The following is a 15017-nucleotide window of genomic DNA, read 5'->3' on the forward strand; positions in this document are numbered from 1 at the left end:
TCCAAGCCCCCCACACGTGTAACACGTTCTGTTCAACAAAAGGCATGATAAAGAGAAAAGGAAGGGATTCCCCTTCCATTTTCACCTGTAATTAAAGAACGCTCGCACGGCCTTGATAGACTGCGCCTCTGGAAGCGTCAACTGTAATATCCTGGCCATCTGTCAAAATAGATGTCGCATTTTCCAGACCCACGATAACCGGGATGCCAAGGCTTAATCCGACTACCGCAGCATGGCTAGTCAAACCGCCTTCTTCTGTAATAAGAGCAGACGCTTTTTCAAGGGATGCAATCATATCACGGTCAGTGCTTTTGGTAACAAGTACCGCACCGTCAGTCATTTTTTGCTCAGCTTCTTTTGCATTTTGTGCAACGACAACCGGACCGTAAGCTGATTTGCGTCCAATGCCTTGGCCTTTAGCGATGATATCGCCGACAGTATGAACCTTCATTAAGTTCGTAGTGCCGGACTCACCGACAGTGCCAGCTGTAATAACGATAAGATCGCCGTGTTTTACAATTCCGCTGTTCAATGATTTTTGGACAGCATCCTCAAGCATCTCATCTGTTGAGCTCGCATTTTGGCCGCTTTCCGCGAATACGCCAGATACGAGGGCAAGCTTTCTGGAAATAGAGTCATTTACAGTAACCGCAACAATCGGAGCCTGCGGACGGTATTTTGCAATCATACGTGCTGTATGGCCGCTTTCTGTCGGCGTTACGATCGCAGCAGCATTCAGGTTAATCGCCGTATGTGCGACAGATTGTCCAATTGCGTCTGTAATTGTCATGCCCACTTGGTCTCTGCGTTTTGAGAGAATTTCTTTATAATTTAATGCTTCTTCAGAACGGGACGCGATGTTATGCATTGTTTGAACTGCTTCAACCGGGTAACTTCCGGCAGCAGTTTCACCAGAAAGCATGATCGCATCTGTTCCGTCGAAGATCGCGTTTGCAACGTCACTTGCTTCCGCACGAGTCGGACGCGGGTTGCGCTGCATGCTGTCAAGCATTTGTGTCGCTGTAATAACAGGTTTGCCCAGCGCGTTGCATTTTTTGATCAGTTCTTTTTGCACAAGCGGCACTTCTTCAGCTGGAATTTCCACACCTAAGTCTCCGCGTGCAACCATTAAGCCGTCAGACACTTCGAGAATCGCATCGATGTTGTCAACGCCCTCTTGGTTTTCGATTTTAGGGATGATTTGAATATCCTGAGCGTTGTGCTCTTCAAGAAGCTCACGGATTTCGAGCACATCCGTAGAACGTCGAATGAAAGATGGTGCGATGAAGTCTACTCCTTGCTCAATACCGAAAACGATGTCTCGCGCATCCTTTTCAGTAATCCCCGGAAGATTGACACTTACGCCCGGTACGTTAACACCTTTTTTATTTTTGAGTGTTCCGTTGTTTAATACTTTTGTTTTGATTTCGCGTTTAGCGGCATCTACATCAAGTACCTCAAGACCGATAAGGCCGTCATCTAACAGAATCGTTGAACCTTGTTCAACGTCATGGACTAAACCTTCATATGTCACTGAAATTTTATCTGTTGTTCCTACAACCTCGTCCATTGAAATAATGAGCTCTTTGCCTGTTTCAAGCTCAATACCGCCGTTTTCCATTGTATGTGTGCGGATTTCAGGACCTTTTGTATCAAGCAGAATTCCAACGTTCTTGCCAAGTTTTTTACTTGCTTCGCGGATATTTTTAATTCTTGCACCGTGCTCCTCAAAATCTCCGTGAGAAAAGTTTAATCGAGCCACGTTCATTCCTGACTCCATTAATTTCGTAAGCATTTCAATACTTTCACTTGCCGGACCGATGGTACAAACAATTTTAGTTTTTCTCATTTGGTTCACTTCCTTCTGAAATCTTCAGCCTTCAGCTGTACATTAGATAGACAGTTCTTTTGAAAGCTGATACATGTTTTGCTCAACTGTGTGTTTTGTCTCAAGTATTTCTATAATATCATGGTCTACAAGCTTATTGTTTTGTATACCTACACAGCGTCCGCCTTTTCCTTCAAGCAGCAGTTCAACTGCATATGCGCCGAGACGGCTTGCCAACACACGGTCAGCAGCACTCGGAGAACCTCCGCGCTGGATATGGCCCAATACAGATACCCTAGTTTCAAGATTTGTTTCTTCTTCAATGCGTTTCCCGAATTCAACACCGCTGCCTACACCTTCGGCAACAATAATAATACTGTGCTTCTTGCCGCGTTCGTGGCCGCGTTTTAAGCGGGCAATGATTTCGTGCATGTCATAGTCTGCCTCAGGGATTAAGATCGATTCTGCGCCCCCTGCAAGACCGGCCCACAATGCGATATCGCCGGCATGACGGCCCATTACTTCGATTACATATGTACGTTCATGAGAAGTCGCTGTATCGCGAATCTTATCAATTGCGTCAATTACTGTATTTAAAGCTGTATCGAAACCGATTGTAAAATCAGTGCCCGGAATGTCATTATCAATTGTACCCGGTACACCTACACATGGAAACCCGTGTTCCGTTAATTTTTTCGCACCCATATAGGAACCGTCTCCGCCGATAACAACAAGGCCTTCAATACCAAGCTTCTTCAAGTTTGCTATCCCTTTTTCACGGCCTTCAACTGTTTTGAATTCAGGACATCTCGCCGTATAAAGCTTAGTCCCTCCACGATGTATAATATCGCCTACTGATCCGAGTTCAAGCTTTTCAATCTTTCCGCTGATCAATCCCGCGTATCCGTTGTAAATACCGTAAACTTCAACGTCATGATAGATCGCTTTTCTGACTACTGCGCGAACTGCTGCGTTCATTCCCGGGGAATCCCCGCCGCTCGTTAATACCCCTATTCGTTTCATTCTCCATTCACCTCAGCAACATATATGATTAAACATAACATGATCATTGCCCTAAAAACAATGAAAAGGGATCTCCATCCTCCCTATGAAACCTTACCTATTATACAATTAAATAAATTGTTTTTAAATAAAATTTAAGGAATGTCACAAAAAATAAACGTGAGCCAAAGGCTTCACGTTTATTTAGTTTACCCCGATATATTGATCTTCAACCGAGACTTTGCCAATTGCTTTATATTTTTCATAACGCTGCTGAACTAATTCTTCTTCGCTCAGCTTCAGTAAAGTTTTTAACGATTGTTTAAGGGTTTCGTCCATATAGCTTGCCTGCAGCTTCACATCATGGTGCGCTCCGCCTTTTACTTCTTTAATCATATGATCTATAATACCTAATTCTTTTAAATCCGGCGCAGTGATTTTCATTGTTTCTGCTGCTTTTTTAGCAAGACTGGAGTCCTTCCATAAAAGTGCCGCGGCACCTTCCGGAGAAATAACAGAATAAGTAGAGTTTTCCAGCATATGCAAGTGATTGCCTACACCCAGACCAAGGGCTCCGCCGCTTCCGCCTTCACCAATGACGATGCAGATAACAGGCACTCGAAGGCCGGCCATCTCAAACAGGTTTTTGGCAATAGCTTCACTTTGTCCTCTTTCTTCAGCTGCTCGTCCAGGGTATGCCCCCTTCGTATCAATAAAACAGATAATTGGTCTGTTAAATTTGTCAGCCTGTTTCATCAGACGAAGCGCTTTTCTGTAGCCTTCTGGATGCGGCATCCCAAAATTGCGGACTAGGTTTTCCTTCGTGTCTTTGCCGCGCTGATGCCCGATTACCGTTACAGGGAGGCCGTGGAACTTCGCAATCCCGCCGACAATGGCTTCATCGTCCCCGTACGCTCTGTCTCCGTGACATTCAAAAAAGTCGGTAAACAGGTGTTCGATATAATCAAGAGTTGTCGGACGGTCCGCCAGACGCGCGATTTGAACCCGGTCCCACGGCTTCAAATTTTTGTAAATATCATCCTGAAGCTTAGCGAGACGGTCTTCGAGCCGTTCGATTTCCGCACTTAGATCCATATCGGAATCTTGGGTGAATTTTTTTAGTTCGGCGATTTTGGTTTGCAGTTCAATCACCGGTTTTTCAAATTCTAATCTTGGAGCCACTCAATGTCACCTCCTGTTTGATGCATATCCAGCAGATTTTCTAACGTTTTTTTCATATCGTCGCGATGAATAACCGCATCAAGCTGTCCATGTTTTAATAAAAACTCAGCCGTTTGGAAGTCCTCAGGCAGTTTTTCTCCTATTGTCTGTTCAATAATCCGTCTTCCGGCAAAACCGATCAGCGCGCCAGGCTCAGCGAAATTGTAATCGCCAAGGGATGCAAAGCTTGCTGATACGCCCCCGGTAGTCGGATGCGTCATTACTGAAATAATAAGACCCTGTTCTTCACTGAACAGTTTTAACGCAGAGCTTGTCTTTGCCATCTGCATCAAACTTAATACGCCTTCCTGCATTCTAGCACCGCCTGAAGCCGTAAAAATAATAAACGGAACTTTATCAGCTTTTGCTTTTTCAATCGCAAGCGTGATTTTTTCACCGACGACTGAACCCATGCTGCCCATTCTGAATGAAGAGTCCATGACGGCGACAACAGCCGGGTGTCCGCCGATGGTGCCCTTGCCTGTCACAACAGCCTCGTTTAAGGATGTTTTCTCGCGATCTTTTTCAAGCTTTTCCAGATATCCCGGGAAACCAAGCGGATTTTCCGAGAGCATTCCCTGATTAAATTCCTCAAAGGATTGTTCATCCATCAAGCTTTCGATACGCTGTTTTGCGTTCATTGGGAAATGATAATCGCAGTTCATGCATACCCGCATATTTTTATCCAACTCTTTAGTGAGCATGATTTTTTTACACTTAGGACATTTTGTCATAATGCCTTCCGGAACATCGTGCTTCGCTTGATCAGACGGTACGGAAGCATACTTTTTCTTTTTCGTGAATATATCCTTTAACAAATGATTACCTCCCTTTTGTGAAGGGTTCTCTTCACCGCATGTCATCAAACAGATAGACTTGCTAATAACTTTACCGAAACTATTGTACTTTTTTTGTCAAACGCTGTCATCCTCAATTCGACAACTTTTTATTCGATGACGTGCTCGGAAAGGCTTGTATGAAATCAGATAAGGTGTTGAAACGACAAGGTTGACAGCGTATTCAAAAATAATGTTAAACCCGGCTGAAATTTTTTTAAGGCTAACCCCCTAAAAAAATTTCAGCCGTCAGTTTAACTTGAGAACAGCGCGCCGGTCTCCGCCAACGCGCTGCCATTTTTGGAATGAATTAAAATTATTCACCAATAATCGTAAGTTTTCTTGTTTTTTCTGCGACTTCCTCAGGGTCAACAGTGATTCTTGCAACACCTGTTTCCATCGCAGCTTTTGCCACAGCCTTCGCAACAGCAGGCGCAACACGTTTATCAAACGGTGCAGGGATGACATAATCTGCGCTAAGCTCATCTTCTGAAACCAGTGAAGCAATGGCTTCAACCGCTGCGATTTTCATTTCCTCGTTAATATGAGTGGCACGCACATCAAGTGCTCCGCGGAAAATACCAGGGAATGCAAGAACATTGTTTACTTGGTTTGGGAAGTCAGAACGGCCAGTTCCGATAACGCTTGCTCCGGCTTCACGCGCATCTTCCGGCATGATTTCCGGATTTGGATTTGCCATTGCAAAGATAATCGGATCTTTTGCCATGCTTTGAACCATTTCTTTTGTTAGCGCGCCTGCTACAGAGACACCGATAAATACGTCAGCATCAACGATGACATCTTTCAGAGAACCGTCTTTGCGGTCTTGGTTCGTGAACTTCGCCACTTCATTTTTGACATCGTTCATGCCGTTCGGGCGCCCTTCATAAATGGCCCCTTTGGAATCGCACATCACAATGTCGCGAACGCCATAATGATGAAGAAGCTTGATAATCGCAATGCCAGCCGCACCCGCGCCATTTGCGACAACTTTAATGGATGACATGGATTTTCCAGACAGTTTCAGCGCGTTCACAAGACCTGCTACGGTTACAATGGCAGTACCGTGCTGATCATCATGGAAAACCGGGATGTTTGTTTCTTTTTTGAGGCGCTCTTCAATGATAAAGCAGTTTGGCGCTGCAATATCTTCAAGGTTGACGCCGCCAAATGTTGGTTCCAGCAATTTTACAGTTTCAACGATTTTATCAACATCGTTTGTGTTTAAAGCAATCGGGAACGCATCTACGCCCGCAAAGCTTTTGAAAAGAACTGCTTTCCCTTCCATAACAGGAAGCGCCGCTTCAGGGCCGATGTTTCCAAGGCCAAGCACAGCTGTACCGTCAGTTACAACTGCTACCATGTTCCCCTTCATTGTATAATCATATACTTTGTTAATGTCTTCATGAATATCCTTACACGGTTCTGCAACACCCGGAGAATAAGCGAGGCTTAGATCTTTTGCATTTCTGACCTCTACTTTTGATTTAGACTCCAGTTTCCCCTGGTTGACTTTATGCAGGTGTAATGCTTCTTCTCTTAATGACATTCTACTAAACACTCCTTATGGATATTTTTTGATTCGTATACTGCTGCGTTGATTGCTGCATTCTGCGGAGTAAATCTATCTGAATATTTAAACAGGATCACATAATTGCTCCAATTGTATAACAAAAAGCGAATCGTTACCACTGTTTTAAAACGACGTTTTTTTGACCCAACAGCTCTTTTAAGCGATATAACACCTGGTGATCTGCATTGATATGGAACGACTCAGGTAGCTTAATCGTCTGTTTTTGCCTTTCATAATAGAGATAAACGCCTGTTTCCCCTTTATGCTCCAGCAAAATGCGCTTAATCTTTGCCAGGATCTCCTGGCTGTGCTGACTGCTTTCTATTTTTATATAAACCGATGGCGCTTTTTCTGCATCCATATTTTCTAATAATTCTGCCCGGGACATGATGAATTGGATCTTATCTTGTCTAACTTCACATTTCCCCGCAGTGAACAAAAGAGCGCCTTCTCTTAAAACGGGAGAAAGCTGTCTGAATTGTTCAGGGAAGACTACGGCTTCCATCTCGCCGGTTTCATCACTGAGCGTTAAAAACGCCATGTTTTGACCTGTTTTCGTCCGAATCGTTTTGATCTTCGACAGCAGAACGCCTAGTGAAAGCTGCCTTTTGACTGCCCGCTGAGCCTGCAGAATGGAGACTGCTCCTTGCGCAGTGAGCTGTTTTCGGAAGGCGGAGAGGGGATGATTTGAAAAATAAATGCCAAGCGTTTCCTTTTCAAACGCAAGTAAATCCACCAGAGGAAGCTCCTCCGTCTCCACATACTTCGGCTTAATTGAAAACGATTCATCTAAAAACAATCCCATTTGGTCATCGTCCGCGGCGAATAGCTCAGCATGTTCCAAAGCAACATCAATGGATGCGAGCAGCGTGGCCCGGTTTTGGCCGAATTCGTCCATCGCACCAGAAAAGATAAGTGCTTCAAGCATTTTGCGATTTACGCTTTTTGACGGCACGCGAAAGCAGAAATCGAAAAGATCTTCAAATGGTTTCTCTTTTCTTGCTTTATATATATCTTTGACTGCTGAGACGCCTACACTTTTTATCGCGCGGAGGCTGTATCTGACAGATCCGTTTTCAACTGTAAACGGAAAACTGCTTTTATTCACTGACGGAGGAAGGATACGAATCCCGCTCCCCTTTGCTTCGTAAAGATATTGAGAGATTTTATCCTCATTGCCAATGACGCTTGTCAGCAATCCGCACATAAAATATAACGGATAATGAGCTTTCAAATACGCAAGCTGGCACCCGATCATGCTGTATGCCACCGCATGGCTTCTGTTAAAGCCATAGTTTGCGAATTTGACGATTAAATCGTAGACCTCATTTGCAGTGTCTACAGAATACTCCTTTTTTAAGCACCCTTCAACAAAATGGCTTCGCTCTCTGTCCAGGATTTCTTTTTTCTTTTTGCTGACCGCCCTTCTCAATAGGTCCGCTTCGCCTAAAGAAAACCCCGCCATACGGGAAGCAATCATCATAATTTGTTCCTGATACACAATGACGCCATATGTATCTTCCAAAATGCTCCTTAAATCTTCATGAGGATAGTGAACAGGCGCCCGGCCGTGTTTACGGTCGATAAATAACGGAATATTTTCCATCGGACCCGGCCGGTACAGTGCATTGACCGCCACAATATCTTCTAGGCCCGAAGGTTTCAGCCGTTTCAAGACGCTTCTCATCCCTGCAGATTCAAGCTGGAAAATGCCTGTCGTATCCCCTTTTGACAGCAAGGAGAACGTTTTGTCATCGCTGTAGGAAATACTTGAAAGATCTATTTTAATATTTTCTTCTTTTTCAATCATTGAAGTGATGGATTCAATAAGTGTCAGATTCCTCAAACCTAAGAAATCCATTTTTAAAAGGCCCAAGTCTTCAAGATGGTCCATCGCGTATTGCGTTAAATAGATCCCTTCATGCCCTTCTTGAAGCGGAACAACATCTGTTAACGGTTCTTCACTCAGGACAACGCCCGCTGCGTGGGTTGATGCATGCCTTGGCAGTCCTTCTATTTTCCGTGCAATTGAATAGACTTGCTGAAGCAGGCTTGACTCCCGAAGCCGCTTATCCAGCTGCGGTGACTGCTGTCTCGCTTCATCCAGCGTCATTCCCGGTCTTGAAGGAATGAGTTTTGCAAGCTGATCTGCCTCCTTCGGGCTGACGCCGAATACTCTGCCGACGTCCCGGAGCGCCGCCTTTGCCGCAAGTGTTCCAAAGGTGATAATCTGTGCGACGTGCATCGCACCGTATTTCTGCTGAACATATTGAATGACTTCATCCCTTCTAGTATCGGGAAAGTCAATATCAATATCCGGCATGCTGACGCGTTCGGGATTTAAAAATCTTTCAAATAGAAGGTGATGCTTAATCGGGTCAACATCTGTGATATACAGCACATATGCCACAAGAGAACCTGCCGCAGAACCCCTTCCCGGTCCTGTAACAATCCCTTTTTCATGGGCGTGCTTCATAAAATCCCACACGATCAGAAAGTAATCGCTGAACTTCATCCGCTTGATGACATCAAGCTCATATTGAAGACGGCGAAGGTATCGTTCATCGGGCTTGCCGAAACGGCTGCGGAGTCCCTCCATACAGATATCCGTTAAATAATCATCAGCGGACGTTCCGTCTGGGGTCGGAAAAGACGGTAGACGGGTCTGCCCGAGACTGACGTCAACCCGGCATTGTTCTGCGATCTCTACAGAAGCTTGCAGTGCCTCGGGATGCTCTCGATAAATGTTTTGCATTTCTTCGAGTGGTTTCAAATCGAGATCAGGCAAATCTTCAGCGGGTGCATCCGTCAGTTTTTCCCCCGCTTTAATCGCTTTCAAACAACGGTAGGCAGCCTTATCTTCCTTCCTTATGTAATGCACATCGCCTGTGGCCGTAACAGGGATACCCGTTTCTTCTGATAGCTTTAGAATCTGCTCAGACAAGACTTGATTCCCTTTAAAAGGCTGATAGGAGAAATAAAAAGCTCCCTTTCCGAATATAGACTGAAATTCCAGCGAGGCTTGAGCAGCCTGTTCGAACAGCCCTCCTTCAAGAAGCGTTTCAATATATCCTTTTTCGCCGGGCGTTATTGCGATAATCCCTTCTCGATAACTGTGAAGCCATTTCGGCTTCAGTCCGCCTTTTGATTTAGATTGCAGAACGCTGCTGATTTTCAGCAGGTTTTGATAGCCTGTATTTGATTTTGCCAGCAGGACGAGCGGGTATGCTTCAAGTTCGCTGTCATCTGTAAAAACAGAAGCCGTCAAACCGATTATTGGGTTGATCCCTCTCGCCTTGCAAGCTTTATAAAATTGAATAGCTCCGTACATGACATGATCATCTGTCAGCGCCAAAGACGCATATCCGAGCCTGTCAGCTTCACTGACGAGCTCTTCCACAGCCGCGGCGCTGTTTAGCAGGCTATACCCGCTATGCACTTGCAGGTGAACAAAAGACATGCTATCACCTCTTTCTCATTACGATTCATTTCTTCCCTCATTATAAGGCCGGTTTCCAAAAGAAACAAATGTTCTTTTTTGACTCATCATCATACTTGTCCTGAAAGCTCAATATGATATAAAAGGTGAGGTGATAAAGATGGATCAGGAAGCAGGATTTATGGTGAATTTTATCAATAGCTACTTCATTGCGTTAGGGGTGCTGATCGGGGGCGCACTCATCGGAGGGCTCGGAGCATACTTGGCAGGCGAACCCCCGCTTACAGCCATTACAAAGCTTGCCAACCGGTTAAAAATATGGGCGCTTGTCGCAGCTATCGGAGGCACCTTTGATGCGGTATACAGCTTTGAACGCGGCATACTCGAAGGCAATACGAGAGATATCTTTAAACAGCTTCTTTTAATTATTTCGGCCATGGGGGGCGCGCAAAGCGGCTGGCTTATTATATCATGGCTGACCCAGGAGCATCTTTCTTCATGAGGGTCCCCCAGCATTACAAAAAACCGGGATGGCAGCGTTTTTTCGCGGGAATGATGTGCGGAGCCGTAATCAGCTGGTTCTTTTTCCTGTTTACTTACGGAACATTCCAAGAGGAGCAGGTCAGCCTCATCGAAAAGCAAAAAGAGCATGTAAAAGACTTGAACAATCAAATTTCGATCTATCAGGAAGACCTCCATAAACTGAATGAAGATAATAAAAGAAAACTGCTGATTCAAAGCGTCAGCGTCAAATTGCTGAATGGGGATAAATATAAAATATCACAGCCGGATAAAACGAAATTCGAGGAGCATGTAAAGGATGATATTTCAGAGGTGATTACAAAAGACATAGAGAGCGTCTATCAAACAAAGGATCTCTTGAAGCGGACAATTGAAAATAAAGTCTATATGATCAATGAAAAAAAATACGAGGCAACCGTCAGAGAATTGATTATTTATACGAGGCTGACAGTGGAACTTGAAATTTCTTTCGCCACATAATTATGGATTTTTTTTAAATTCTCCAAACTTCTGTCGCTTTTTCCCATTCTTTTTTATAAACTATATGTGAGGCTTAATGGCGAAAGGAAGGAGGAAGGGAAATGGAGGTTTACAGTGACCGTCAGTTAGCAAAAGATCAAGCAGCCCGTCTCAGACAAGGTTTTTCTGCATATGCCGAAACAAACTCACTCGCTTCCCTCATCAAAAAAGAACTTCAATCACACAATCTCCAAGTCTACGAGGACCTTACTGATTTCGGCTGCTGGTTCATCCCCGTCACAGATGAACACTAAGAGAGAGGGTCTCCCCTCTACTCGTGTTCTTTACATAATGTTTCCAGATCAGCTAAAATCCGATCAGCTTCATCCCAGCTGTAAATAGAGGCGCCTGAAGCTAACGGATGCCCTCCGCCGTTATATTTCCGGGCAAGTCCGTTAATGACAGGCCCCTTCGAACGGAATCTGACTCTGATTTGATCGTCTTCTTCTACGAAAAACACCCAGGCGCGAATACCTGAGATATTGCCAAGCGTCCCGACAAGCTGCGACGCTTCAGAAGCCGTTGTGCCGAATTTTTCAAGCGTATCCTTTTTGATGAAAACAGAAGCAGCCCCGTTTTCGGACAAAGACACATTTTGAAAGATAAAGCCGTTAAGCTTCACCACATTCAGTTTTGTTTCATACAATTGATTAAATAACCCTGAGGAAGAGAATGGATACTGAATGAGCTCGCCTGCATATTTTAATGTTTTTTCCGTGGTATTCGGAAATAAAAAGCGTCCGGTATCTCCAACAATGCCGGCGTAGATCAGCTCTGCCGCTTTCGTATTCAGCTTCCAGCCGTGCTCTTTTCCTTCTAAATACAGCTCGTAAATCATTTCACTTACTGAGCTGGCGCTTGTATCGACCCAGAGAAGGTCACCGTATGGATCTTCGTTCGGATGGTGGTCGATTTTCATTAGTTTGGCGCCTGAAGGATAACGCTGATCGTCGATTCTTTCCTGATTTGCCGTATCGCAGACAATGACAAGTGCGCCTTCATATGTTTCATTGTCCACCTCATCGAGGGAATATAAGAAAGAGAGGGACGGTTCAGGCGTGCCGACCGCAAAAATATTTTTTTCAGGATATGTTTCACGCAGGATTTCCGTAAGCCCGCACTGTGATCCGTAGGCATCCGGATCAGGACGCACATGTCTATGTAAGATAATCGTGTCATATAATGATATGGTTCTGATCAATTCTGTTTTCATTTGATACTCCTTTATTGTTTTTATTCATTAAATCACATTCTCTGCCGACGGAAAAGAAAAATAACGTCAAAACCAAGCCCGTTTTTGTATAAAATGGGTTTGTAAACTTTTACGATGGAGGATTTCATTTATGCTGGTTCTTGTTTTTTTGATTGGGCTTTCCGCCTGCTTTTATGTGTACTATAAAGTAAAAGGCGTACGGGCAAAGCCATCTTTGGCAAAAGAAATATGTTCAGCAAAATCAAGCATGGCCTTAGGGTCACTAGTCCTGTTCTACGGGCTCAACCAAATGATATTATTCCATTCAGTATTAACGTTAGTAATCGGCGGTATCTTTATCGTCATAGGAGCAGGAAGCGCTTGGGCAGGTTATAAAGCCTTCAGGCATTACAATCCCCTTCACGCCAAAGAAGCTGAAAGAGATCACGCGTAAGGGGCGCCTGAACGTCCCTTAGCTTCTTTCCATCAGCTGAACCATCAGCATCGCTTTAGACACGATATGACCTTGGCTGTGCACTTCCACTTCCATTTTCCCAAACTTTCTGCCGGCCTCCAAGATGCGAGGTTTGACTTCGATGACTGATTCCATCTGCACAGGCTTCAAAAAGAAGATGGTGATGCTCTCTATGACGAGTTCGCCGCGTTTTTTCGAGCGCAAAAATCGGTTTGCCGCTTGCGTCAAAATGGTCGTAAATACGCCATAAGAAATGGTTCCAAGCTGATTTGTCATTTGCGGCGTGACTTCATACTCGTAAACCGTTTGATCTTCTTTATCATCACCCTCATCTTTAAACCCCCTTGAAACGATATCATCAAGCTTCTCTCCGACCTGCGGCTGCTTTTGAATCATTTGAAGAGCTTTCAATACGTCTTGGCGGCTGATCATGCCGATAAGTTTTTGGTGGCCGTCAGTGACGGGAAGCACTTCGATCCCTTCCCATACCATCATTTGCGCAGCTGAAGCGACAGATGTTTTCCCAATAACCGTGACGGGATTTTTGGTCATAACTTTTTCTATAGATGCATTTCGGTCATGGCCAGCAATATCTTTTGATGTCAGAATGCCATGGATTTTCATTTGATCGTCGACAACCGGGAAGCGGCCGTGCCCCGTTTCAAAATTTTTCTCATACCATTTTTCAAGTTTATCCTTAGGCGAAAGATATACCGTGCGGTCAGCAGGTGTTAGGATGTCCTCCACCAAAACAATTTCTTTTTTGATCAGCTGGTCATATATTGCCCGGTTAATCATCGCGGCAACTGTAAAGGTGTCATAGCTCGTAGATAAAATCGGCAGTTCAAGCTCATCTGCCAGCTGCACAATGCTGTCATCCGTGTTAAAGCCCCCGGTCACCAATACGGCCGCGCCCGCTTCAAGCGCCTGCCTGTGTGCATTGATTCTGTTTCCGACAATCAAAAGATTCCCCGCTGCGGTGTAACGCATCATCGCGTCAAGCTCCATCGCGCCGATGACGAATTTATTCAATGTCTTATGGAGCCCTGCCCTGCCTCCGAGCACTTGTCCGTCTATAACATTTACAACCTCTGCATAGGTAAGCTTTTCAATGTTCTCTTTTTTCTTTTGTTCAATTCTGATTGTGCCCACACGTTCAATCGTGCTGACAAACCCTTTATTCTCTGCTTCCTTGATCGCTCTGTACGCGGTTCCTTCGCTTACTTTCATTTCCTTTGCAATTCTTCGGACAGAAATTTTTTCACCGACAGGCAGTGAATCGATATACGTTAAAATTTGTTCATGCTTCGTTGCCAAGCCTTTCACCTCTAAGGACAGTCTTCTTGTTTTTATTATAAGGTTTCAAAGGATTTATACGCAATGAGGCTGGAAAATAAAAAAGAAGCCCGACCGGCTTCTTACAGCGTTGATTTCGTCCCAGTCAAGCGCAAGGACCCCGTGGCTCCTTTTACATCGTAAAGCGGAAAAACCTTTATTTTTCTTTTAAATGGACATCAACCGCTGTCTTAACAATATTTCGATTCCCTATTTTAGATAAAACAAATAAAACTGCAAATAGCCATATCGCCCCTATGGCCGTATAGATCAATGGATAAACAGCTTTGTTTGCGATCCATTCATTTATTAATGTTCTGGCATTTACCAGAATAATAAATCCTCCTACAAGCACACCCATCAATTGCGGATGAAACTTCTGCACCAGCCATGCTGCGATAGGGGCAGCGATAATTCCGCCGGCCATTAGTGAAAACACCCATAACCAATTGACGTCCTCCCATCCTAATGAAATAAGAAAACCGGCGGTTGCAGATACGGCGATGGCAAATTCACTTGTGTCTACAGTCCCGACAACTTTCCTCGGGCTCAAGCCTTTGCGGGATAATAAAATCGGAGTGGTCACCGGTCCCCAGCCGCCTCCGCCTGTGGCATCTGCAAAACCAGCGATCACTCCCAATGGGATGGATTGTTTTCGGTTTAACGGCACATGCTTCTTCTCAAGAGCCGGCTTATATTGAAATAAAAACCTGATCAATACATATCCGCCCAGAAGGAGCAAAAACAAAGAAATATAGGGTTTCGCCACATCTCCAGGTAATTGGCTGAGGAATGCCGCGCCTAAAAAAGCGCCTATAGAGCCGGGAATGACAAGCTGATAAACGGTTTGTTTGTCAACATTGCCAAATTTAATATGCGACACTCCCGATGCGGCAGTCGTTACGACTTCCGCTAAATGGACAGAAGCCGAAGCCACAGCAGGTGTGATGCCAAACGCCAATAACAAAGAAGTTGAGGTAACCCCATAAGCCATACCTAACGAACCGTCTATTAACTGCGACAATAAACCAATAAATGCAAAAACGATTAATTTCTTCATCAGAACACCCCATCT

The 15017-nt window shown here is 44.6% G+C and carries 13 protein-coding genes; 4 read left to right on the top strand and 9 right to left on the bottom strand.

The window, feature by feature from the left end; translation table 11 throughout:
- Positions 1-91: 91 nt before the first annotated feature.
- The 6 genes from pyk to dnaE all read right to left on the bottom strand — a co-directional run bounded on the left by pyk (position 92) and on the right by dnaE (position 9920).
- Complete coding sequence (gene pyk / locus MHB62_RS14985; protein ID WP_004398560.1) at positions 92-1849, bottom strand: pyruvate kinase; 1758 nt, start codon at positions 1847-1849, stop codon at positions 92-94.
- A gap of 42 nt (positions 1850-1891) precedes the next feature.
- A complete protein-coding gene (gene pfkA / locus MHB62_RS14990; protein ID WP_003229420.1) occupies positions 1892-2851 on the bottom strand; it encodes a 6-phosphofructokinase in 960 nt (319 codons plus the stop codon).
- Between the two features lie 183 nt (positions 2852-3034).
- Positions 3035-4012: an acetyl-CoA carboxylase carboxyl transferase subunit alpha gene (gene accA, locus MHB62_RS14995; protein WP_003229417.1), complete on the bottom strand. Its 978-nt coding sequence runs from the start codon at positions 4010-4012 to the stop codon at positions 3035-3037.
- Positions 3997-4869, bottom strand: a complete 873-nt coding sequence (gene accD, locus MHB62_RS15000; protein ID WP_003223544.1) for an acetyl-CoA carboxylase, carboxyltransferase subunit beta — start codon at positions 4867-4869, stop codon at positions 3997-3999. Before accD ends, accA begins: the two co-directional genes overlap by 16 nt.
- A gap of 334 nt (positions 4870-5203) precedes the next feature.
- On the bottom strand, positions 5204-6436 hold the full coding sequence (maeB, locus tag MHB62_RS15005; protein ID WP_014664951.1) for an NADP-dependent malic enzyme: 1233 nt from the start codon (positions 6434-6436) through the stop codon (positions 5204-5206).
- 136 nt (positions 6437-6572) lie between these two features.
- Entirely contained in the window at positions 6573-9920 is a 3348-nt protein-coding gene (gene dnaE / locus MHB62_RS15010; protein ID WP_014480547.1) for a DNA polymerase III subunit alpha, read from the bottom strand.
- A gap of 139 nt (positions 9921-10059) precedes the next feature.
- On the opposite strand from dnaE, the gene ytrH reads away from it, so the two are divergent.
- The 3 genes from ytrH to MHB62_RS15025 all read left to right on the top strand — a co-directional run bounded on the left by ytrH (position 10060) and on the right by MHB62_RS15025 (position 11194).
- Complete coding sequence (gene ytrH, locus MHB62_RS15015) at positions 10060-10401, top strand: sporulation membrane protein YtrH (RefSeq protein WP_003229410.1); 342 nt, start codon at positions 10060-10062, stop codon at positions 10399-10401.
- Entirely contained in the window at positions 10398-10901 is a 504-nt protein-coding gene (ytrI, locus tag MHB62_RS15020) for a sporulation membrane protein YtrI (RefSeq protein ID WP_003229408.1), read from the top strand. The genes ytrH and ytrI overlap by 4 nt, the downstream gene beginning before the upstream one ends.
- Before the next feature lie 101 nt (positions 10902-11002).
- Positions 11003-11194 (top strand): hypothetical protein, encoded by a 192-nt coding sequence (locus MHB62_RS15025; protein WP_003229407.1) that lies wholly within the window; start codon positions 11003-11005, stop codon positions 11192-11194.
- A 17-nt stretch (positions 11195-11211) separates the two neighbouring features.
- Here the strand turns inward: MHB62_RS15025 and nrnA are convergent, their stop codons facing one another.
- Positions 11212-12153, bottom strand: coding sequence for a bifunctional oligoribonuclease/PAP phosphatase NrnA (nrnA, locus tag MHB62_RS15030; protein ID WP_032722336.1), 942 nt, complete (start codon positions 12151-12153; stop codon positions 11212-11214).
- Between the two features lie 130 nt (positions 12154-12283).
- On the opposite strand from nrnA, the gene MHB62_RS15035 reads away from it, so the two are divergent.
- Positions 12284-12586, top strand: coding sequence for a YtpI family protein (locus MHB62_RS15035; protein ID WP_003229401.1), 303 nt, complete (start codon positions 12284-12286; stop codon positions 12584-12586).
- 18 nt (positions 12587-12604) lie between these two features.
- Here the strand turns inward: MHB62_RS15035 and MHB62_RS15040 are convergent, their stop codons facing one another.
- Together MHB62_RS15040 and MHB62_RS15045 are read right to left on the bottom strand one after the other, a co-directional pair.
- Positions 12605-13924 carry a CBS domain-containing protein gene (locus MHB62_RS15040; RefSeq protein ID WP_004398641.1) on the bottom strand — a complete coding sequence of 440 codons (1320 nt, stop codon included), beginning with the start codon at positions 13922-13924 and terminating at the stop codon, positions 12605-12607.
- Positions 13925-14099: 175 nt separating this feature from the next.
- Entirely contained in the window at positions 14100-15002 is a 903-nt protein-coding gene (locus tag MHB62_RS15045; protein WP_015714506.1) for a sulfite exporter TauE/SafE family protein, read from the bottom strand.
- Between the last annotated feature and the right edge of the window lie 15 nt (positions 15003-15017).

It is taken from the genome of Bacillus sp. FSL K6-0255, assembly GCF_045040725.1.
In the GTDB taxonomy this organism is placed as follows: Bacteria; Bacillota; Bacilli; order Bacillales; family Bacillaceae; genus Bacillus; species Bacillus subtilis.